Origin of the sequence: Saccharothrix sp. CCNWYY140 (genome assembly GCF_037401995.1) — a bacterium.
Lineage (GTDB): Bacteria > Actinomycetota > Actinomycetes > Mycobacteriales > Pseudonocardiaceae > Actinosynnema.
On the sequence record NZ_JBBEGC010000026.1, the window covers coordinates 36,804 to 58,615 of the forward strand.

At 73.6% G+C, this 21,812-nt stretch carries 14 protein-coding genes; 8 read left to right on the forward strand and 6 right to left on the reverse strand.

The genetic code is table 11. The features are described from left to right. Positions 1-98: 98 nt before the first annotated feature. Positions 99-3,158 carry a BTAD domain-containing putative transcriptional regulator gene (locus WBN91_RS15200; protein WP_337724388.1) on the reverse strand — a complete coding sequence of 1,020 codons (3,060 nt, stop codon included), beginning with the start codon at positions 3,156-3,158 and terminating at the stop codon, positions 99-101. Positions 3,159-3,223: 65 nt separating this feature from the next. Between WBN91_RS15200 and WBN91_RS15205 the strand changes: the two genes are divergently transcribed. Then, positions 3,224-4,087: an alpha/beta fold hydrolase gene (locus WBN91_RS15205; RefSeq protein ID WP_337724389.1), complete on the forward strand. Its 864-nt coding sequence runs from the start codon at positions 3,224-3,226 to the stop codon at positions 4,085-4,087. A 51-nt stretch (positions 4,088-4,138) separates the two neighbouring features. Here the strand turns inward: WBN91_RS15205 and WBN91_RS15210 are convergent, their stop codons facing one another. The 5 genes from WBN91_RS15210 to WBN91_RS15230 form a co-directional block, all read right to left on the reverse strand. After that, positions 4,139-4,672 carry an EF-hand domain-containing protein gene (locus WBN91_RS15210; RefSeq protein WP_337724390.1) on the reverse strand — a complete coding sequence of 178 codons (534 nt, stop codon included), beginning with the start codon at positions 4,670-4,672 and terminating at the stop codon, positions 4,139-4,141. 78 nt (positions 4,673-4,750) lie between these two features. Beyond that, the gene (locus WBN91_RS15215; protein WP_337724412.1) at positions 4,751-5,998 is read right to left on the reverse strand and encodes a nucleotide sugar dehydrogenase; all 1,248 of its coding nucleotides are present in this window, start codon (positions 5,996-5,998) and stop codon (positions 4,751-4,753) included. A 48-nt stretch (positions 5,999-6,046) separates the two neighbouring features. Then, complete coding sequence (locus WBN91_RS15220; protein WP_337724391.1) at positions 6,047-6,370, reverse strand: hypothetical protein; 324 nt, start codon at positions 6,368-6,370, stop codon at positions 6,047-6,049. Positions 6,371-6,695: 325 nt separating this feature from the next. Continuing rightward, a complete protein-coding gene (locus tag WBN91_RS15225; RefSeq protein WP_337724392.1) occupies positions 6,696-9,515 on the reverse strand; it encodes an AMP-binding protein in 2,820 nt (939 codons plus the stop codon). Continuing rightward, positions 9,512-10,183 (reverse strand): hypothetical protein, encoded by a 672-nt coding sequence (locus tag WBN91_RS15230; RefSeq protein ID WP_337724393.1) that lies wholly within the window; start codon positions 10,181-10,183, stop codon positions 9,512-9,514. Before WBN91_RS15230 ends, WBN91_RS15225 begins: the two co-directional genes overlap by 4 nt. A gap of 236 nt (positions 10,184-10,419) precedes the next feature. Between WBN91_RS15230 and WBN91_RS15235 the strand changes: the two genes are divergently transcribed. Genes WBN91_RS15235 through WBN91_RS15265 form a run of 7 tightly spaced genes read left to right on the forward strand, consistent with a single transcriptional unit; the run spans position 10,420 to position 21,800 of the window. Continuing rightward, positions 10,420-13,506: a non-ribosomal peptide synthetase gene (locus WBN91_RS15235; RefSeq protein WP_337724394.1), complete on the forward strand. Its 3,087-nt coding sequence runs from the start codon at positions 10,420-10,422 to the stop codon at positions 13,504-13,506. A 14-nt stretch (positions 13,507-13,520) separates the two neighbouring features. Next, positions 13,521-13,718, forward strand: coding sequence for an MbtH family protein (locus WBN91_RS15240; RefSeq protein WP_337724395.1), 198 nt, complete (start codon positions 13,521-13,523; stop codon positions 13,716-13,718). A gap of 5 nt (positions 13,719-13,723) precedes the next feature. Further along, a complete protein-coding gene (locus tag WBN91_RS15245) occupies positions 13,724-14,938 on the forward strand; it encodes an MFS transporter (protein WP_337724413.1) in 1,215 nt (404 codons plus the stop codon). Continuing rightward, entirely contained in the window at positions 14,935-17,703 is a 2,769-nt protein-coding gene (locus tag WBN91_RS15250; RefSeq protein ID WP_337724396.1) for a type I polyketide synthase, read from the forward strand. The genes WBN91_RS15245 and WBN91_RS15250 overlap by 4 nt, the downstream gene beginning before the upstream one ends. Further along, complete coding sequence (locus tag WBN91_RS15255; protein ID WP_337724397.1) at positions 17,700-18,434, forward strand: thioesterase II family protein; 735 nt, start codon at positions 17,700-17,702, stop codon at positions 18,432-18,434. Before WBN91_RS15250 ends, WBN91_RS15255 begins: the two co-directional genes overlap by 4 nt. Continuing rightward, a complete protein-coding gene (locus WBN91_RS15260) occupies positions 18,385-20,085 on the forward strand; it encodes an acyl-CoA dehydrogenase family protein (protein WP_337724398.1) in 1,701 nt (566 codons plus the stop codon). The genes WBN91_RS15255 and WBN91_RS15260 overlap by 50 nt, the downstream gene beginning before the upstream one ends. After that, complete coding sequence (locus tag WBN91_RS15265) at positions 20,082-21,800, forward strand: non-ribosomal peptide synthetase (RefSeq protein WP_337724399.1); 1,719 nt, start codon at positions 20,082-20,084, stop codon at positions 21,798-21,800. Before WBN91_RS15260 ends, WBN91_RS15265 begins: the two co-directional genes overlap by 4 nt. Positions 21,801-21,812 lie beyond the last annotated feature (12 nt).

Below are 21,812 nucleotides of genomic sequence, written 5' to 3' on the forward strand. Positions count from 1 at the left end.
GCTCCGCCACCGCCACGCCTGAGCCTGTCGGTACCTCGTGCGATGATCGAACCGGGGGCCGGAGGCCACACCGCACGGCGGCACGGCGGGCGGGGCGGTCAGCGCAGGGCGGCTTCGGCGGCGGCGATCCAGTGTGGCGCTCCCGCCTTGCGGGCCAGGTCGAGGGCGTGGCGGTAGTGCTGGGCGGCCCGGTTCGGGAACAACGTGGTGGCCAGGTCGCCGAGGTAGTGGGCCACTGGGCGCAGGGTGAGGATTCCGCTGCCCGCCCCGGCCAGTTCGTGTTCCGCGGGCAGGAGGTCGGTGTAGAGGCGGCTCATCGTGGGCCGGTCGCCGTCCTGGATCGCCCGCACCGCCCGCAGGCACGCGCGGGCCTCGTAGAGCAGGTCGCGAGGTGGGTCGTCGGGGACGTCGATCGCGACCGGCCGTCCACTTTGGACCGCGAAGCAGAGGCCGGCCAGCGGTAGCACGTCCACGCCGGTCATGCCGGTGCCGGACAGGCGCGCGGCCAGGGCCGGGTACGGGTCGGGCTCCCCCGCGACGGTCGCCCGCAACGCCCGGTAGCCGTCGGTGAACACACCCACCAGCGGTAGACGGTGGTCCTGCGCCAGGCGGTCGGCTCGGGCAGCGTGGTCGTCGGCGGTGGTGAAGTCGGCCAGTGCGCTGTGCGCCTGCACCAGGATTAGGTGGCCCAGCACCTCGAACGGCACCAAGCCGTGCTCGGCGGCCAGCGCGACCAGTTCGGACCCGATCGCCGCCCGCTGCGGGGCCAAGCCGGCACGCTCGAAGCACTGGATGAACCGGGCGTTGAGGGCGAACGCGAGGACCGCCGGGTCACCGGTCCGCCGCGCCAACCGCTCCGCCTCACACGCCGCCTCACGGGCGCGCGCTCCCCCGGTGTTGCGCAGTTCCAACGCGATCGTGGCCAGCAGGCGACTGCGCTCGGCGTCGTCCGCAGCGCCGGCCAGGGCGTGTTCGGCGGCGTCGGCGACGCGGCGGGCCAGGTCCGGGTCGTCGGGCGTGGTCCAGATGGTCGGGGTGTCGGCGGCGGTGATCACCCTGGCGGTGGCCTGCGGGGCGGCGAGGTCCAGTGCGGCGGCCCGGTACGCCCGCGAGCCGGGCAGGTCGCCGGTCACGGCCAGGGTGCGCACCAAGCCCATCAGCACGTCCAGGCGGGACTCCGGGCCGCGGTCCAGCGCGGCCCGGTAGAGGCGGGCGGCCTCGTGCGGGGCGAACCGGGCCTCCGCGGCGGCTGCCGCCGCTCGGGCGGCGCGACCGGCTCGGGCGGTGGTGTCGCCGGCGGCCAGCAGGTGGTGGGCCAGGGTGGGGGCGTCGTCTGGGCGCAGGGCCTCGATGGCGTCGGCTACCTGGGCGTGCAGGCGGGACCGGCGGGTTGCGGACAGGTCCTGGTAGAGGGTGTCCCGGACGAGCACGTGCGCGAACCGGTACCGGCCCGGGGCGTGCTCGACCAGGAAACCGCGCTCGGCGGCGGTGTCCACGGCGTCGAGCACGTCACCCAACAGGGCGTCCAAGACGTCGAGGTCGACCTCGGTGCCGATCACCGCCGCGTGCCGCAGCACCGCCCCGACCGGGTCGGGCACCTGGGCCAAGCGGTGGCGCACGACGTCGCGGACGCCGGCGGGCACGGTGTCCGGCGCGGGGTCGGTGGCCAGCAGGCGGGCCAGTTCGCGGACGAAGAACGGGTTGCCGCCGCTGCGCCGGTGGACCGTGTCGGCCTCGTCAGCGCGGCCGGTGGTGCGGCGGACCAGGTCGGCGACCGCGTCCGGGGACAGGCCGCGCAGGTGCAGCCGGGCCGGCTCGCGGCGGGCGGCACGGCCGAGGAACGCGGTCAGCGCGGGGCCGGGATCGGTGTCGCGGTAGGTGGCGACGACCAGCACGGGCATCGGGTGGTCGAGGACGGCGGTCAGAAGGTCGAGGGTTTCCGGGTCGGCCCAGTGCAGGTCGTCCAGCACGAGCAGCAGGGGCGTGATGCCGGCGAGGTGCTCCAGGACGGCCTGGTGCCAGTGGAACCGGTCGGCGAACCCGCTGGGTCCGGGGCCACCGAGGGCGTCCAGGAGACGGGTCCACGGCCACGCGGCGGGCGTGTCGAGGGTGTCGGGGTTGGCCGCCTGGGCGGTGGTCCACCCGGACCGCGCGAGCCGCGCCGCGAACGCCTCCACCAGCGCGGTCTTGCCGATGCCCGCCTCCCCGGACACCAGCACCAACCGGGGCCGGTCCACGACGGCCCCGGCGGCGGCCTCCAGCACGGCCACCTCGGCCTCCCGCCCGACCAGCTCCACACCCTGCCCCGCCGACACACCACCCCCAGCCGGCACCACGACCCGCCCGGCGACCCGGCCCACGTCGGCGGCACGGCTCGGCACCACGGCCCGCCCGGCGGCACGGCTCGGCCCCACGCGCGCCGGTCCGGCGGCGGGAACGTTGTGCTGGAGGATGTCGGACTCCAAAGCCCGCAGCGCCGGACCGGGGTCCACGCCCAGCTCGGCCGCCAACAACTCCCGCGCCCGCCGCAACACGCGCAACGCGTCACCCTGTCGACCGGCGTGGTACTGCGCCAGCGCCAGCAGCCGCCACGACTCCTCCCGCCACGGATGCCCCTCGACCAGCACCTCCAGGTCCGGCACGGCCTCCGCCGCCCGACCCTCCGCCACCAGCGCCGCCGCCCGCCGCTCCACCGCGAGCAGCCGCAACTCCTCCAGCCGACCGGCCTCCGCCCGCGCCCACCCGTGCTCGGCGAACTCCGCGTAGGCGGGTCCACGCCACAACGCCAGCGCCTCCCCCAGCTCAGCGGAGGTCCCCGCCGACCCGACCAAGTCCTCGAACCGCCAAGCGTCAACATCCTCGGCGCGCAACGCGTACCCCGGCGGCGAAGTCACCAGGACCGTCGCAGGCGCGCGGGGCGGCCGATCCGGCTCCAACGCCCGCCGCAGCGCCGACACGAACGTCTGGACCGCGCCCACCGCACCGTCCGGCGGCACCTCCCACAGGTCGTCCACCAGGCGCTCCACCGGCACCACCCGGCCCCGAGCGACCAGCAGCCGGGCCAACACGGCGCGGTGACGCGGACCGGGCAGCGCGACCGGCCCCGCCGGACCGGTGGCCACCAGCGGGCCGAGCACCCCGAACCGCACCGACCCCACCCGCGCCACCCTAGTGCTCAGTCACCGCTGACCGGGCGCTCAGCGGCCCCCGCCACCGTGGTGACATGCAGATCAACGGATTCGAACAGCACCGCGTCCCGGTCGGCGACGGCGTCGAGCTCAACGTCGCGGTAGGCGGCCAGGGCACCCCCGTGGTGCTCCTGCACGGCTTCCCGCAGACCCACCTGATGTGGCGGCACGTCGCCGCCGACCTGGCCGCCGACCACACCGTCCTGGCCCCCGACCTGCGCGGCTACGGCGACAGCGACAAACCCGCCGACACCGGCCGCACCTACGCCAAGCGCACGATGGCCGCCGACGTCGTCAAGGTCGCCGCCGCCTTCGGGCACGACCGGTTCGCCGTCGTCGGCCACGACCGGGGCGCGCTGGTCGCCGTCCGCACCGGCCTCGACCACCCCGAACGGGTGACCCACCTCGCCGCCCTGGACGTCCTGCCGACCTTGGACATGTGGGACGTCCTGCACGGCACGACCGCCGCCATCGGCTTCCACCTGTTCCTCATGGCCCAGCCCCCGGGCCTGCCCGAACGGCTCATCGCCGCCGCGCCGGACGACTTCTTCGGCCACTTCCTCGACGTCTGGACCCAGGACCCCACCGCCATCCCGCCCGACGTCCGCGCCGAGTACCTGCGCCGGTCCCGCGCGGCCGTGCCGTCGATCGTCGCCGACTACCGCGCCTCGGCCACGGTGGACGTCGAGGACGACACCGCCGACCGGGACACCCCGCTGCGCATGCCGGTCGCCGTCCGCCAGCAGGACTGGGGCGCGCTCCTCGGCTTCGACGCCCGCGCCATCTGGGCGCGGCAAGCCGAAGACCTCGACCACGACACCGTCCGCTGCGGGCACTTCATGGCCGAGGAAGACCCCGCGCTGGTCGTGAAGACCATCCGCGACCTGCTCGCCCGGTAGGCACGCCGAAGCGGGGTCCCGGTCGCGCCCGGGACCCCGCTTCCACCGCGCTCAGCCCAGCAGTTCGGCGTCCAGCGTGCCGAAGTGGTAGGCCTTCACCGCGCCGACCAGCTCGTCCACCGTCAGCGAGCCGTTGCCGTTCACGTCGACCTGCGAGAACGCCGACTTCGCCGTCGCCGCGTCGACCCCGACCGCACCCATCCAGCGAGCGAACTCCGACGGGTTGATCTCGTTGTCCCCGTCGGTGTCGCACACGTTGAGGATGGCCTGGATCATCGGCCGCACCACGCGCGCGAACCCGGCGTCACCGCCCTGGAACACCTCCGTCTCGATCACCCGGAGGAACTTCTCCCGGTCCAGGCCGCCGGCCGCACCGACACCGGCCTTGTCGGCCAGGTACTCGTACGTGCCGACGAACGAGTCGATCACCGCGCGCCCCTGCGGCGAGGACGGGCTCTCCCCGAAGGCCTTCAGGATCCGCTGCGCCTCCGCCTCGAGGTCGGACCGCTCGATGAGGCCGTCACCGTCCACGTCCCACTTCTCGAACCGCTTCTCCAGGCGCTGGTTCTTGACAGCAGTGGTCATCCCTGCACACTCCATTCACTACGCGAGTTGCTTGTCGGTGCCGCGCCCGGGGACGTCACCCCCGGGCGCGGCTGGGCACTACAAGCGCTCGACCTCCCCTCCGGGAACGCGTCCCGTCACATCGAGCAGGAGCCGTGCGCTCCGGGCCAGCCGGCCCAGGTCGTAGCCGCGGTGCGGGACCAGCAGGACGGTCGCGTCGCACTCGCGCAGAGCGGAGTCCAGGTCGGTCACCGGCGGCCCGAGCCGAGGCACGGGACCCGCGACCGGGTCGTGGTAGGAGATCCGGGCGCCCAACGCGGTCAGCTCGTCCGCGACCCGGAGCGCCGCCGACTCACGGGTGTCGGGCACATCGGCCTTGTAGGACACGCCGAGCAGCAGCACCCGCGCCCCCGCGACGGGCTTGCCCGCCTCCCCGAGCAGCCGGGCCACGCGCCCGGCCAGGTAGCCGGGCATCGCGGTGTCCACCTGCCGGGCCGCCTCGACCACACCCAGCCGCGCCCCCTCGCGGCGGGCCTTGTCCAGCAGGTAGCGGGGGTCGACGGGGATGCAGTGGCCGCCGACGCCGGGTCCGGGCGTGAACGGGGCGAAGCCGAACGGTTTGGTGGCCGCGCAGCGCAGCACGTCCCACACGTCCAGCCCGAGCCGGTCGCAGAACACCGCGATCTCGTTGACCAGGGCGATGTTGACGTACCGGTAGGTGTTCTCCAGCAGCTTGGCCATCTCGGCCTCGCGCGTCCCCTTGGCCACCACGACGGTGTCGACGAACCGGCCGTAGAACGCGGCGCAGTGCTTGGCGCACAACGGGGTGTGCCCGCTGACCACCTTCGGCGTGGTGCGGACGCCGTGGCGCCGGTTGCCCGGGTCGATGCGCTCGGGCGAGTAGGCCAGCGGGAAGTCCTCACCGGCCACCAGGCCGCGCCGCTCCAGGACCGGCCGCACGACCTCGTCGGTGGTGCCGGGGAAGCTGGTGGACTCCAGCACCACCAGCGTGCCGGGCCGCAGGTGGTCGGACACGGTGGCCGCGGCGGCCCGGACCGCGGACAGGTCCGGTTCGCCGTCGGGCGTGAGACCGGTGGGGACGCAGATCACCACGGTGTCCGCGCGGGAGATCACCGACGGGTCGGTGGTCGCGGTGAACCCGTTGGCGCGCAGGACGGACAGCTCGGCCCGCGACACGTCGGGGATGTGCGACCGACCGGCTTGGAGGGAATCGACGACGGCCCGCGAGGTGTCGTAGCCGACCACCGACAGGCCGGCGGCGCCGGCGGCGGCGGCCAGCGGGAGCCCGACGTACCCGACACCCACGACAACCAGGTCCACGGACACGTGCGCCCTTTCCACGACGTCGGGATGCGTTGTCACCAGCCGCTCGGCTCACGGCACCTTGAAGCTGGCCGCGGCGGGCGGGACGTGGCCGCCGTAGTTCTCCTGGACCACCCAGATCGGCGGGGTCGGGAACGGCCCGCCGCAGTCGGGCACGCCGAAGACCTGGACCTCCTTGTTGGTGCGGTTGATCAGCACGTGCGCGCCCTCGGGGATGGCGTAGCAGCCGCGCGGGTTCTCGAAGACCGCCAGCTCGACGATCTCGGCGGTGTAGACGACGACCTCGCCCACGGCGGCGTGGGCGGCGGGGCTGAGCGGAACGGTGAGCGCCGTGGCGGCCACCGTGCCGAGCAGTGCGGTCGTGAAGCGTTTCATCGGCGAAACCTCCATCACTGGTCCGTGTCCTAATCGGACTTTCCTCGCACTCCGCAAGCTAACAGTGACGGACAGCAAGGACGGGTGACGGAGCGCAACACCACCCGCGCAGGTTGCGGCCGAGTGCGCATATTCATCCGGTCGGCAACGGCGCGTGCGCGTGTCGGTCGGCCTACGTGGTCGCACGTGCAGCGGTTCATTAGGTCGAGGGAAGCTCACAGCCCGGCAGTCCGCGTTGTTGCGGAAAGGCCGAACGCGCCCTGTGACCAAAGCCGCGAAGCAGGATTTATTCCAGTCCACACTGAAGCAATAGGGAATAAAGTGATCACCGACCGGTAAGCGCTCCCAGCACGATCGCCGACACGGCGGACACCACCCCGGCGTCCACCCGGTCCGGGTCGCGGCTCACCCGCAGCCGCGCGGCGCCGCCGGCCGGGGCCACCAGCTCGACCTGCAACTCCGCCAGCGGCGGCGTCGGCTCGTCGTGCCACTCCACGCGACAGCCCGGCAGTTCCAGCACCGGCTCCGGCGAGTCCTGCACGGCCGCGATCACCTGGTAGCGGGGGTGCCGACCAGTCCGCACGGGACCGTGCAGCCGCGCCACCTCGGCGAACGGCAGGTCCGCGTGGGCCAGCGCCCCCGCGACGGCCTCCGCCGACGACCGGCCCGGCCCCACCCGCACGCACACCGTGTCGATCAGGCACCCCACCGGCCGCTCCAACGCCTCGGTGGACCGCTGCGTGACCGGCACGCCGATCCCGAACTCCGCCTGCCCGGTGTGCGCGGCGACCGCCTGGGCGACCGCGTCCACCAGCACGGCCAGCCGACTGGTCCCCCTCTCCCGCGCGATGCGGTCGACAGCACCGACCGCGACAGGATGCTCCACCACGTGATCCGGTCCGCCGTCGCCCGGTCGCAACACCAGATCCGGCATCCCGGCCAGCTCAGCGGTCCAGAACGCCCGCTGCCCCTCCAGGTCCGCCGCCCGCGACAGGCCATCCACCGCGGCGGACGTCTCCGCCGGTCCGGGCACGGTTGCCCCGAAGTCCGGCGCGGCACCCCGCACCCGAGCCCGGTAGGCCACCGACAGGTCCTCCGCGAGCCGGTGCCGCGACCACCCGTCGAACGCGATGTGGTGCACCGCCACCCCGAACAGCCACGCCGCACCGGTCCGCACCAGCACGGCCCGCCACGGCACCCCGGCCTCCAGGTCCAGCGGCGCGGACAGGCGGGCGTCGAGGGTCGCGCGGTCGCCGGTCAGGCGTTCCAGCTCGACCGGTTCCTCACTCGGGACCGCCAACGGCTCGTCGTCGTCGGTGTAGCGGGCGTGCAGGTATCCGTGCCGGCGGTGGACGTCCCGCACCGCCTCCGCGAGTGCCGCCACGTCCAAGTCCCCGGTGACCGTCCACACCAGAGGGCAGTGGTTGTAGGAGTCCTCTCCACCGGCGACTTGGTGGCGCACAAGGAAGGAATGCTGCATCGGCGTCAACACCGGACCGCGCTCGACGCTGCCGGAGACCGGCTCAGCCAGCCACTTCGCGAGCCCGGTCACGGTCGGCGTGGACCGCAACCTCGACACCGGAACCGACCGCCCGAACCGCGCGCCCAGCCGGGTGCACAACCGCACGGCCGCCAGGGACGTGCCGCCCAGCTCGAAGAACGACCGGTCCCGCTGGGCTGACCCGACCAACGCGGCGAACTCCCGCGCGACCACGTCCTCCACGGACTCGCCCGTCACCTCGACCGACCGGGCTTGCGGCAGCAAGGCCAACAGCGCTCGCGTGTCCGCCTTTCCGTTGGCGGACAACGGGAAGACCGGTACCCGCACCACGTGGTCCGGCACGGAGTAGGCGGGCAGGTCGGCCCGCAGCCGTGCCGACACGACGTCCTCCGCCGCGTCCCCGGCGTAGAACAACGCCAACGCCCGGCACGCGCCCGTCTCGTCGGGCACCGGCACGACGACGCACCGCCGCACCCCGGCCACCCCAGCGGCGACGTGCTCGACCCCGGCGGGCTCGATCCGGTGCCCCCGCACCTTCACCTGCCGGTCCTGCCGACCGTGGAAGTGGAAGACACCCTCGGCGTCCACACTCCCCCGGTCCCCCGTCCGGTACACCCGCACGCGCGACCCGCCCAGCGCCAGCCACGTGAACTTCTCCGCCGTCAGGGCGGGATCGCCCAGGTACTCCAGCGCCAGCCCGTCCCCGGCGACGACCAGCTCACCCGCCTCGCCGGGCGCGCACTCCCGGCCGTCCTCGGCCACCACGTGCACCGAGGTCCGGGTGACCGGACGGCCGAGCGGGACCTCGCCGTCGAGGTCGGTCACGTCATGGGTCAGCACGAACACCGCGCTCTCCACCGGCCCGTACCCGTTGACCAGCCGCACCTCCGGCCGCGCCGCCCGGAACCGCCCCGCGTGCCACGCCGACAGCTTCTCCCCGCCGGTGATCACGGTCCGCAGCCCGGCGAAGGCGTCCACGTCCTCCTCCACCACCAGCTGGAACAGGGAGGTGGTCAGGAACAGCGTGTTCACGCCGTGCCGGGACACCAGGTCCCGCAGCGAACCGGGCAGCAGCGGCCGATCCTCGACCAGCACGCATGTCCCACCGGTGAGCAGCACGCCCCACAGCTCCAACGCGAACGCGTCCCACGGCACGGCGGAGACCTGCGGCATCACCGTGGTGTGGTCGAAGGTCGCGAACGTGCAGTCCTGGAACAGCCGGATGGTGGCCTCGTGCGGCGACACCACCGCCTTGGGCTCGCCGGTGCTGCCGGAGGTGAAGAACACCATCGCCGCGGTCTCGTCCACCAGCGGCGGCGGGTTCTTCCCCCGGTGAGGAACCCACACCTGCTCGGGCAACAGCTCCTCGATGCGCCGGAACCGCTCCGCCGGCCACGCCGGGTCGAGCGCCGCGTAGGCCGCGCCGCACTTCAGCACCGCCAGCAGCGTCGCCACCAGCCGGGGCGACACCGGCAGCACGACCGGCACCACGTTGCCCTTGCCGACACCGGCCGCGCTCAGTTCCAGGGCTATCTCGTCGGACATGCGGTCCAGCTCGGCGTAGGTGACCTTGCCGCCGCTGTGCACCAGGGCGATCGCATCGGGCCGTTCGTTGGCTCGGGTTCGGAAGACCTCGTGGATCACGCCGTCCTCGCCAACTGCCCCGCGCCGGACAGGCCGTGCGTGCGGACGTGCTCGATCAGGGCCATGCGCTTCCAGCCGGTCCGGCGGATCGCCGGTTCCGGGATCTCCAGCTTGCGCACCAGGTAGTCGATGTGGGCGTCCACGGCCCGCGGGCTCATCCGCAGCCGGGCCGCGATGTCGGCCGACGTGGGCGCGACCGGCCCGCGCCGCTCGCACAGCGCCGCCAGCACGGCCGAGTAGCGGGCGTCCGGGTCCAGCTGCGGCGCCTCCGGCCGGATCGCCGGGCACCGCCGCGCCGCCGGCGGCTCGACGTCGGTCACGGCGGCGAACACCGTCACCGAGACGCGGCCGGGGCGGCGGGCGGGCGTCACGATCGCCATGTCGAACCCGAACGGCACCCGCTCCCCCGGCCGCACGGCGGTCGCCTCGCCGGGGTGGTCGACGTCGGCGACGAACAACGGTTCGGCGTCGGACAGGTTGGTGATCCACCAGACGCCGCCCTCCGCGGCGACGGCGCCCCGGAAGTCGGGCTCGCCGTCGATCGGCAGGTCCCACGCGCACTCCCCGCACGCACAGGTGCCGAACGTCCGCGTGCCACCGCCGGGCACCTCCACCCACCGCGGGCTGCGGCCCCGTTCGACCGGCCCCTGCACGGTTACTCCACTCACAGGTCTCCCCCAAAGAAGTCACCTGATAGGCCGATGGACAACCACCGGCGATTTCAGCCGGTCAACCATCGCGCCGCCGCGCGAATACCGGTATGGGCAGAACTACCCACTGATCCCCTCGCGCGTTAACACGACCGCCGCCGCAGGGCAAGCGAGGTGCTCCGGGTCCGCCCGGATTACCCGATCGGCCGCAGCGCCGCAGTCTTGGCCGCAGTCATCGCGGAAGGACCCCTCGAGTGAGCGCGCAACCCCGGACCACGACGCCGCTGTCGGCCGCCCAACGCGGGCTGTGGCTGGTGGACGAACTCCACCCCGGCAGCCCCCTCTACAACGTCTTCTGCTCGGTCCACCTGACCGGGCCGCTGGACCTGCCCGCCCTGCGGCACGCCTTCACCCGGGTCGTCGCCCGGCACGAAGCCCTGCGCACGGTCTTCCCCGTCGTCGACGGCGAGCCCGTCGCGCAGGTGCTCCCGGCGGCCGAGGTGCCGCTGCCCGTGGTCTCGGGGAGCTTCGCCGAGGCCTGCCGGTACGTGGACGAGTGGGCCGAGCGCCCGTTCGACCTGGCCCGGGGGCCGCTGTTCCGGGCGACCGTCGTGCGGATCGGTCCCGACGAGCACCTGCTGGGAGTGGCGACGCACCACATCGTGTCCGACGGGCAGTCGCTGCACGTGCTGTTCGACGAGCTGGCCAACCTGTACGCGGCGATCGAGCCCGCGCCGGTGCCCTCGGGGACGTGGGAGCGCGAGCAGGACCTGGACTGGTGGCGCGAGTACCTGGCCGGTGCGCCGGACGTGCTGACCCTCCCGTCCGACCGGCCCCGACCCGCCGTGCGCGGCACCGCCGGCGCGACCCACGTGTTCGCCGTCCCGGACGTCGTGGCCGCCGCCGCCCGGCACCGCGCCAGCCCGTTCATGCTGCTCATGACCGCGTACGCGGCTCTGCTGGGCCGGTTGACCGGTGCGCCGGAGGTGCTGCTCGGCACGCCCGTCGCGGACCGGGCGCTGCCCGAGGCGGACCGGCTGATCGGGATGTTCGTGGACACCGTCCCGGTGCGGGTGGACCTGTCCGGCGACCCCACCTTCGGCGAGCTGCTGGGGCGGGTGCGGGCGTCCGTGCTGGACGCGGTGACCCACCAGGGCGTGCCGTTCGACCGGTTGGTGGACCTGGTCCGCGCGGACCGCTCGCCCAGCCACACCCCGCTGGTGCAGACGATCTTCAGCGCCGACCCCGCTCCCCTGGCCCAGCCCCGGTTCCGCGGCCTGACCGCGTCCTTGCGCACGCCGCTGCCCACGACGGCGAAGTTCGACCTGGACCTGACCGTGCAGGGCACGCCCGAAGGATTGATCGGCGTGCTCACCTACAGCACCGAGCTGTTCGACGCACCCACCGCGCACCGGCTCGGCGAGCAGTTCACGCGACTGCTCACGGCGGGGGTCGCCGCACCCGACACCCCGGTCCGGCGACTCCCGCTGCTCTCGGACGCCGAATCGGCGGTGGTCCTGGGCGAGTGGCACGAGACCGCGCCCGCCCGGTCTGCGGACCTGCCAGTGCACGAGCTGTTCCGCCGCTCGGCCCTCGCGTTTCCGCTTCGGCCGGCGCTGGAGGGTGAAGGTGACGTTCTCACCTACGCCGAGCTGGATGCTCGCTCCGACGCCTTGGCCGCTTCCCTGGACGTGCGGCCGGACGAGGTCGTGGGTGTGCTGATGCCGCGCGGGATCGACCTGATCACTTCGCTGCTGGCGGTCTTGAAGTCCGGCGCGGCCTACCTGCCGCTGAGCCCGACGCATCCGCCGGGTTACCTGGAGCGGGTGATCGAGGCGGCCGGGGTGTCCACAGTGGTCTCGGCGCCGGACCTGGCCCACCGCCTGCCGGCCGAGGTCGCGGTGGTGCCGCCCGGCGGCCTCCGGCCCCCGTCTCCATTGTCCCACGGGGGTACGACAATCGCGGCGGAGCGCCCCCGGGGGTCATTCTCCCACGCCGGTACGACACACCCGGACAGCTTGGCGTACGTGCTGTTCACGTCCGGGTCGACCGGGGAGCCCAAGGGAGTCGCGGTCAACCACCGGGCGCTCGCGAACATGGCGTTGTCGATGGTCGACTACTACGGCCACACCGCCGACGAGCGCGTCCTCCAGTTCGCCAACGCGGGTTTCGACATCACCGCCGAGGAGCTGTACCCGACGTGGACCGCCGGCGGGTGCGTCGTCCTCGCGCCCGACCCCGCGCCCGGTCCCGAGAACCTCACCGACCTCATGCGGGAGCACCGGATCACCTTCACGATCCTCACCTCCAGCAACTGGCGGCAGTGGGCGCACCGCGCCTGGGCCGACGGCCGGAACCCGGCGCCGACGCTGCGCATGGTCTCCATCGGCGCGGAACCGGTGGACCCGGACACGCTCCGGCGCTGGCAGGACGAGGTGGGTGTGCCGCTGGTCAACTGCTACGGCCTCACCGAGACCACGGTCAACGCCACCGCCACCCCGCTGGACGACCGCACGGTCACCATCGGCCGGCCCCTGCCCGGCGTCACCGCCTACGTGCTCGACGGCGACCTGGAACCCGTGCCGGTCGGTGTCCCCGGCCAGCTCTACCTGGGCGGCGACTGCCTGGCGCGCGGCTACCTGGGTCGCCCGGACCTCACCGCCGACCGGTTCGTGCCGCACCCGTTCGTGCCCGGCGCGCGCCTGCACCGCAGCGGCGACCGCGCCCGGTGGCGCGCGGACGGGCAGCTGGAAGTGCTGGGGCGCCTGGACAAGCAGCTCAAGGTGCGCGGCTACCGGATCGAGCCCGGTCACGTCGAGGCGGCGCTGTCGGCGCACCCCGACATCACCGACGCCGTCGTGGTCGCCCGTGACGAGCGGCTGGTCGCCTACGTGGTGCCAAAAGTTCCGGACGACCTGCGCGACCACCTCTCCACCCGGCTGCCCGTGCACCTGGTGCCCGGCGCGTTCGTCGCGGTGCGGTCGATCCCGTTGAACGCCAACGGCAAGGTCGACGAGAAGGCCCTGCCCGCGCCCACGTTCACCGCGCCGACGTCGGTGCAAGCGAGCACCGACCTGGAGCGCGACCTGGCCGCCGTGTGGCAGGACGCGCTGGAGCTGGACCGGGTCGGCGTGCACGACAACTTCTTCGAGCTGGGCGGCAGTTCGCTCACGCTCGCCCGGGTCCACCGCCGCCTGCGCGACCTGCTCGGCCGCGCGCTGCCGATGGTGACCCTCTACGAGTACCCGACGATCGCCTCGCTGGCCCGGCACCTGTCCGGCGGCGAGGAACCCACCTCCCTGCGTACCCGGCCCCGCCCGCGCCGGCCGCGCCGACGCTGAAGGAAACCCGGAACATGTTCGAGGACAACGACGACCGCCACTACACGGTCGTGCTCAACGACGAAGAGCAGTACTCGCTGTGGCCCGCCGACCGGGCGCTCCCGCCGGGCTGGGTCTCCGCCGGCGTGACGGGCACCAAGACCGCGTGCCTGGACCACATCCGGACCGTGTGGACCGACATGCGCCCCAAGAGCCTGCGGGAGTTCCGGTGACCGTGATGCGACTGCTCGGGTTCCGCAACCTGTTCTACGCGCAGACCCTGAGCCTGCTGGGCACGCAGATCACGCTGCTGGCCCTGCCGCTGGCCGCGCTGCTGCTGCTCGACGCGTCCGCCGCGCAGGTCAGCCTGCTGGCCGCCGCCGAGTACGCGCCCATCCTGCTGTTCGGCCTGCCCGCCGGGGCCTGGGTCGAGCGCATGAAGAAGCGTCCGGTGCTGCTGATCTCCGACGCCGCCCGCGCCATCGCGCTCGGCGCGGTGCCGGTGGCCTACCTGCTGGACGCGCTGACCCTGCCGCTGCTGTTCGTCGTGGCGTTCGTGGTCGGCCTGGGGACGCTGTTCTTCGACGTGGCCCAGATGTCCTACCTGCCCGTGCTGCTCTCCGACGACCAACTCGCCGACGGCAACGCCAAGCTGGAGGGCTCCCGGTCCTTCGCCCAGCTCGCCGGGCCGAGCGCCGGTGGCGCGCTGGTCGCGCTGGTCACCGCGCCGGTGGCGATCCTGGTGGACGCCCTGAGCTACGTCGGGTCGTTCGTCCTGCTGCTGTTCGTCAAGGGCCGCGACACCGCGACCCCGGTGGCCGAGCGGCAGGGCCTGGGCAAGGAGATCGGCGAGGGCGTCCGGTTCGTGCTCCGGCACCCCGTGCTGCGGCCCCTGGCGCTGGCCGACGCCGCCGCCAACTTCGCCTTCGCCGCCGTCCTGGCGTTGCAGGTGGTGTTCGCGGCCGACGACCTGCACCTGGGGGCCACCGCGATCGGCGTCGTGCTGGCCGTGGGCAACGCCGGCGGGCTGATCGGGGCCGTGCTCAGCGGCAAGCTCAGCGCGCGGCTGCCCGCCGGGCCGCTGCTGATCGGGTCGATCGTCCTGTTCACCGTCGGGGCCGCGCTGCTGCCGCTCGCCGGGGACGCGTGGACGTTCGGGCTCGGGTTGTTCGTCGTCTACCTCGGGGTCGTGGTCTACAACGTCGTCTCCGTGACCATGCGCCAGCTGGCCACGCCGGAGCGGCTGTTGGGCCGGATGAACGCGACCCTGCGGTTCATCGAGTGGGGCACGCTCCCGCTCGGCGCCGTGATCGGCGGCCTGCTGGTCGCGCCCCTGGGCATCCGCACCGTGCTGTGGCTCGCCGCCGGCGTGTGCGCGCTGTCCGTCCTGCCGCCCCTGCTCTCGCCGGTGCGGTCCCTGAAGAACCACGACCTCCAGGAGGTGCCCGCATGAACGAGGAAAGCCCCTACTTGGCCGTCGTCGGCCTGGCGGGCCGGTTCCCCGGTGCGCCCGACCTCGCCGGGTTCTGGGCCAACCTGGCCGCCGGCGCCGAGTCGACCGAACGCACACCCGCCGGCGGTGACCGGTTCGACGCCGGTTTCTTCGGCTACGCGCCCAGCGAAGCCCTGCTGCTGGACCCGCAGCACCGCGTGTTCCTGGAGGTCGCCTGGGAGGCGCTGGAGCACGCCGGGTGCGACCCGACCCGCTTCGACGGCGCCATCGGCGTGTACGGGGGCAGCGGCGACACCGGGTACTCCGAGGTGCTGCGGCAGCACCGGCACCGGTTCCCCAACACCTCCGAGCTCCAGTTCCGGATGGCCGGCGGCGTGGACTTCCTGACCAGCCGGGTGTCCTACAAGTTCGGCCTGACCGGGCCGGCGGTGACCGTCCAGACCGCGTGCTCGACCTCGCTGGTGGCCATCCACACCGCCGCGCAGGCGTTGCTGGCCGGCGAGTGCGACCTGGCGCTGGCCGGGGGCATCACGCTGCACGTGCCGTTCCCCGTCGAGGAGCCCGAGTCCGGGATCATCGCGCCGGACGGGCACTGCCGGGCGTTCGACGCGTCGGCCCAGGGCACCGTGGCCTCGGACGGCGCGGGCGTGGTCGCGTTGAAACGTCTCGATGACGCCCTCGCCGACCGCGACCGCGTCCACGCCGTCATCCTGGCGTCGGCGGTGAACAACGACGGCGCGGGCAAGGTCGGCTTCACCGCGCCCAGCGTGGACGGGCAGGCCGCCGCCGTGCGCGCCGCGCTGGAGCTGGCCGACGTCGACCCGGCGTCGATCGGGTACGTCGAGGCGCACGGCACCGGCACGCCCGTGGGCGACCCCATCGAGGTGCGGGCGCTGGCCAAGGCGTTCGCGGTGGACGAGACCGGGTTCTGCCTACTCGGGTCGGTGAAGACCAACATCGGACACACCGACGCGGCGGCCGGGGTGATCGGGTTCATCAAGGCCGTGCTGGCGCTGGACCACGAACTGGTCCCCGGCACCGTGCACTTCCGCTCCCCCAACCCGATGCTGGAGCTGGACTCGACGCCGTTCCGGGTGAGCGCGGAGGCCGTGGCGTGGCCGCGCGGCGACGAACCCCGGCGGGCCGGGGTGAACTCGCTGGGCATCGGCGGCACCAACGCCCACGTGGTGCTGGAGGAAGCTCCCGCGCGGGTGCGCGTTGCCGAGACCGGGCACCAGCTCCTGCCGGTGTCCGCTCGTAGTGCCGACGCGGTCGCCCAGGCCGGTGCTCGGCTCGCCGCCCACCTCGGCGACCCCGCCGGCGCCGGCGAGTCACTGCCCGAGGTGGCGTGGACACTTCAGACCGGGCGGAAGTCGTTCTCCCACCGCGGTTTCGTGGTCGCCGAAGACACCGCCGACGCTGCCGCACAGTTCCAGCGGCTCGCGAGCAAGCCCGTGCCGGACCGCGCGCCCGGAGTGGCGTTCCTGTTCCCCGGTCAGGGCGGGCAGCACGTCGGCATGGGGCGGGAGCTCTACGAACGGGAGGCGGTGTTCCGCGCCGAGTTCGACCGGTGCGCGGACCTGGTGCTGCCCGGGATCGACCTGCGGGACGTGGTGTTCCGGGGCGACGCCGAGCGCCTGGCCACGATGAGCGTCGGCCAGCCGGCCGTGTTCGCCGTGGAGTACGCGCTGGCCAAGCTGTGGGTGTCGTGGGGCATCCGGCCGGCCGCCGTGGTCGGGCACAGCCTGGGCGCGTACGCGGCGGCGGCCGTCGCGGGCGTGCTGTCCGTGGAGGACGCGCTGAGCCTGGTCGTCGAGCGCGGCCGGCTGATGGACTCGATCCCGGCGGGCGGGATGCTCGCCGTGCCGCTGCCCGAGGCCGACGTCGTCCCGCTGCTGGACGGGCTGTCGCTGGCGGCGGTCAACGGACCCGCGCAGTGCGTGGTCGCCGGACCGCTGTCCGAAGTGGACGAGCTGCGGGTGCGGCTGGCCCGGGACGGCGTGGACGGCCGGCTGCTGCGGATCAGCACCGCCGCGCACTCCACGCTGGTGGAGCCGGTGCTGTCGGGCTTCGAGAAGCGGGTCGCCGGGGTCACCCTGCACCCGCCGGTCATCCCCTGGATGTCGGACCGGACCGGCCGGTTCGTCACCGCCGACGAGGCCACCGACCCGGCGTTCTGGAGCGCGCACTTCCGGGAGACCGTCCGGTTCGCCGACGCCCTGGCCGCGCTGCCCGCCGACCTCGCCCTGGTCGAGGTCGGCCCCGGGCGGACGCTGTCCGGGCTGGCGCGGCAGCAGTCCGCGCCGGAGCGGGTCGTGGTGGCGAGCATGCCGCACCCCGCCGAGGACGTGCCCGGCCCGGCCGTGCTGCTGCACGCGCTGGGCGGCCTGTGGCAGGCGGGCGTGGACGTGGACTGGGCGGCGCTGCACCCCGAGCGGCCGTACAAGACCGCCCTGCCGACGTACCCGTTCGAGCGCAAGTTGTTCCGGCTCGACGCCGAGGAAGAGCCCGAGGTCGAGGGCGAAGCCGCCCAGGCGGTGCTCACCGACACGGAACGGGTGCTCGCGGCGGCGTTCGGCGCGATCCTCGGGCTGCGGCACGTCGACGCGGACGACAACTTCGTCGCGCTGGGCGGCGACTCGATGCTGGCCACCCGGGTCCTCGGGATGGTCCGCGCCGACCTCGGCGTCGAACTGGGGGTGCGGGACCTGTTCCGCGCGCCGACCGTCGCCGGGCTGGCCAAGCTGATCGAGGCCAAGCGGTGAACCCCTGGCTGCTGTGCCGCCGCAAGCGCCCCGACGCGCGGCTGCGCCTGTACTGCTTCCCGCACAGCGGCGGGTCGGCGGGCGAGTTCCTGCGGTGGGCCGACGACCTGCCCGACGTCGAGGTGTGGGGCGTGCAGCTGCCGGGCCGGGGCACCCGTCTGGACGAGCCGTCCCACACGCGGATGGACGACCTGGTGCGCGCGGTCGTGGCCGAAGTCGACTTCACCGGACCGTGCGCGTTCTTCGGGCACAGCCTGGGCGCGCTGGTCGCCTACGAGGTCGCGGTGGCGTTGCGCGACCTCGGGCGGCCGGGGCCGGAGCGGCTGCTGGTGTCCGCGCACGAGGCGCCGCACCGGCACGTCGGCGACGACACCGCCCACCGGCTCGACCAGGCCGGGCTGATCGCCGCCGTCGAGGAGCAGTTCGGGCCGCTGCCCGCCGAGGTCCGCGACGACCCCGAGTGGCAGGAGATGGTCCTCGGGCCGCTGCGCGCGGACCTGTCGATCGTCGCCGGCTACCGCCACCACCACACCACTCCCCTGGACTGCGCCATCACCGCCCTGGGCGGGGCCGACGACACCGTCGCCGAACCCGACCTGGCCGGCTGGGACCGGCACACCACCGGCGCGTTCGCGCTGCACCTGTTGGCAGGGGGCCACTTCTACTTCCGGGAGCACCACGATGACGTCCTCCGTCGCCTCGCCGCCGACCTTGCGGGGCTTCTTCGATGAACTGTTCCTGGGTCGGGTGCGGTGGGACCTCCTGCGTCCCTTCCCGACCCAGGACGCCGCCGACCGGGCGGTGGGCGACCAGGCCGTCGCCGCCGTCACCGCGCTGGTCCGCGCGCACGTCGACCCCGAGGTGCTGGACCGGACCGGTGTCCTGCCGGCCGGTCTGACCGACGCGTTGCAGGACGGCGGTTTCTACAAGCTGCTGATGGGTCCGGAACTGGGCGGGCTGGCGTTGTCGCCGTTCAACGCGATGCGGGTGGTCGAGGCCGTGGCCAGTTGGTCGCCCGCGGTGGCGTGGTCGCTGGCCATCGGCAACGGGTTCGGCTCCGGCTCGTACCTGCCGATCGTCGAGGACGGGCCGCTGCGCTCGCTCATCGAGCGGCACGTGCGGGCGGGGATCGTGTCCGGCAGCGCCGACACCGAGGCCAACGGCGCGGCCAACCACCGCCGGCACACCACCGCCGTGCCAGTCGGGGACGAGTACGTGGTCAACGGCGAGAAGGTGTTCATCGGCAACGGTCCGCTCGCCAAGCTGCTCGACGTGGCCTGCACGGTCGAGGTCGACGGGGTCCGGCAGATCCGGTACTTCTTCGTCGAGACCGACTCCCCCGGCTGCGAGGTCGTGACCACGCAGGAGTTCCTGGGGCTCAAGGGCGCGCCGATCGGCGTGCTGCGGTTCACCGACGTGCGGGTGCCGGCGGAGAACATGCTGCCCGCGTCGGTCGACGAGGCCCGTTACGCGCCCGAGATCGCCCGGCTGGCGACCCTGGCGCGGACGTTGATCATCGCCTCGCCGTCGCTGGCCATCGCCAAGCTGTGCCTGGGGTGGCAGCGGAACTTCCTCACCCGGCGGGTCATGGACGACCGGCCGCTGGCCTCCTACGAGGAGATCCAGCGGCGGGTCGCCGAGACCGCGGCGGACGTGTTCCTGGTGGAGAGCATGGTCGCGTGGGGGTTGTTGGGGCAGGACCGCGCCGACACCGGACCCGACCTGACCGCGGCCAAGAACCTGACCTCGCTGGCGTGCTGGCGGGCGATCGACCGGACCGTGGGGCTGCTCGGCGGCGAGGGCATCGAGACCGCGCGCAGCAAGGCCCGACGCGGTGCTCCCCCGCTGCCGGTGGAGCGGTTCGTGCGGGACGCGCGCGGGCTGCGCGTGGCGGGCGGGGTGGACTTCCTGCTGGACTACTGGTCCGCCGAGGCCGGTCTGGAGGCCTGGTACTCCGGGGCTCCGGGCGCCTTTGAGTCCACTGTGGACTATCTTGCGCTGCCGCCGCGGTGCCGAGAGCACTTCCGGGTGCTGGTCGACGAGGCCGCGCGGCTCGGGGCGGTGTGCTCGCGGTTGACCGCGGGTTGTGAGCGGTCCGAGCTGATGGCGCGGCAGCGGACTGTGATCACGCTGGGCGGCATCGCTCGGGAGCTGCTGGGCATGGCCGTGGTGCTGGCCCGTGTCGGTTCCCCCGAGACCGCCTTGTTGGCCGACATCGCGTGCGCGTCCGCCCGCGTGCGCCTGGCCGGGCTGTGGACTCAGCTCGACTCCTCCGACCCGGACTTCGCGGGTGTGGCGGACGAGTTGTTGCACGGCACCGGGTTCGACTTCCTGACCACCGACGTCATCACCGACCTCCCTTCCGTCGAGGACCAGAAATGAACGTGCACACCCTGGTCGCCGCAGCGGCGACCGCCCACCCCTCTCGCGTCGCCGTCGTGTCCGCCGAGCGGTCGCTGACCTACGGCGAGTTGGACGCCCTGGCCAACGGGCTGGCGGCCCGGCTCATCGCGTCCGGTGTGCGGCCGGGCGACCCGGTCGGTGTGTTCCTGCACCGGTCGGCGGAGTTCGTGCTGGCTGCGCTGGCGGTGTTGAAGGCCGGTGGCCACTACGTCCCGCTGGACCCGGAGTACCCGGCTGCTCGGCTGGAGTTCATGTTGGGGGCGGTGGTGCGGCCTCCGGCCCCCGGTTCCATGATCTCACGGGGGACCGACAATGTGCCGCTTGTGATCACGGTAGGAGCGTTGGCGGGGCGGTTGTCCGGGCCGGTCGTGTTGTTGGATGAGCTGCCCGAGGCCGCCGGTCCGGTGGATGTGCCTGTGCATCCGGACGACCTCGCCTACGTCATGTTCACCTCGGGCTCGACCGGCAAGCCCAAGGGGGTCGCGGTCACGCACAAGGGGATCGTGCGGCTGGTGCGCAAGCCGGGGTGCGTGTCGCTGGACGCCGAGACCATGCTGCACCTGTCCTCGCCGTCCTTCGACGCCGCCACCTTCGACATCTGGGGCGCGCTGGCCAATGGCGGCCGGCTCGTCGTCGCGCCCGCCGGCAAGGCGTCGGTGGCCGAGATCGGCGACCTGGTGCGGTCGCACGGCGTGACCACGGCGTTCTTCCCGACCGGGCTGTTCCACCTGGTCGTCGACGAGGGCGTGGCGGCACTGGAGGGGTTGCGGCAGGTCGTGGTCGGCGGGGACGTGCTGTCCGCCGCGCACGCCCGCCGGTTCCTGGCCGCCGTGCCGGGGTGCCGGCTGGTCAACGGGTACGGGCCGACCGAGGTCACGACGTTCACCACCTTCCACGACGTGCGGCCGGTCGACGGGTCGGTGCCCATCGGCACGCCGTTGAACCGGACGTACGTGCGGGTGCTGGACGAGAACCTCCAGCCCGCGGTGGAAGGTCAGCTGTTCGCCGGTGGCGACGGCGTGGCGCGCGGTTACGTCGGCGACCCGGCGCTGACCGCGCAGCGGTTCGTGCCCGACCCGTGGGTGCCCGGCGCCCGCCTGTACGCGACCGGCGACCTGGTCCGCGAGACGCCCGACGGGCTGGAGTTCCTGGGCCGCATCGACGGCCAGGTCAAGAAGCGCGGCTACCGCGTCGAACCGGGCGAGGTCGAGGCCGCGCTGCGCGACGACCCGGCCGTGCGCGACGCCGTCGTGGTGGCCACCGGGGACCGGGCCGACACCCGGCGGCTGGAGGCGTTCCTGGTGCTGTCCGGGCCGCTGGACGGGGTGCGGGCGCGGGTGGCGACCGTGCTGCCCGAGTACCTGGTGCCGGACGTGTGGGTCGAGCTGCCGGTCCTGCCGCTCACGCCCAACGGCAAGGTGGACCGGGCGGCCCTGGTGTCCCAGCCGCGCGGCTCGTCGGCCGTCGAACCCCCGCTGACCGACACCGAGTCCGCGATCGCCGAGATCTGGCGCGAAGTCCTGGACGTGGAGTCGGTGGGCCGCCACGACGACTTCTTCGCCCTGGGCGGCCACTCCCTGGTCGCCAACCGGATCGTGTCCCGGATGCGCCGGGCTCTGGGCGTGGACGTCCGCCTGGTCGCGGTGTTCGACCACCCGACCGTGGCGGGCCTGGCCGAACACGTCTCCCGCTGAGCCTGCGTGGGG

Excerpts from the sequence above, each read along its gene's own strand:
- WBN91_RS15205 (WP_337724389.1), top strand. The coding sequence starts at position 3,224 with ATGCAGATCAACGGATTCGAACAGCACCGCGTCCCGGTCGGCGACGGC.
- WBN91_RS15210 (WP_337724390.1), bottom strand. The coding sequence starts at position 4,672 with ATGACCACTGCTGTCAAGAACCAGCGCCTGGAGAAGCGGTTCGAGAAG.
- WBN91_RS15220 (WP_337724391.1), bottom strand. The coding sequence starts at position 6,370 with ATGAAACGCTTCACGACCGCACTGCTCGGCACGGTGGCCGCCACGGCG.
- WBN91_RS15240 (WP_337724395.1), top strand. The coding sequence starts at position 13,521 with ATGTTCGAGGACAACGACGACCGCCACTACACGGTCGTGCTCAACGAC.
- WBN91_RS15245 (WP_337724413.1), top strand. The coding sequence starts at position 13,724 with ATGCGACTGCTCGGGTTCCGCAACCTGTTCTACGCGCAGACCCTGAGC.
- WBN91_RS15250 (WP_337724396.1), top strand. The coding sequence starts at position 14,935 with ATGAACGAGGAAAGCCCCTACTTGGCCGTCGTCGGCCTGGCGGGCCGG.
- WBN91_RS15260 (WP_337724398.1), top strand. The coding sequence starts at position 18,385 with ATGACGTCCTCCGTCGCCTCGCCGCCGACCTTGCGGGGCTTCTTCGAT.
- WBN91_RS15265 (WP_337724399.1), top strand. The coding sequence starts at position 20,082 with ATGAACGTGCACACCCTGGTCGCCGCAGCGGCGACCGCCCACCCCTCT.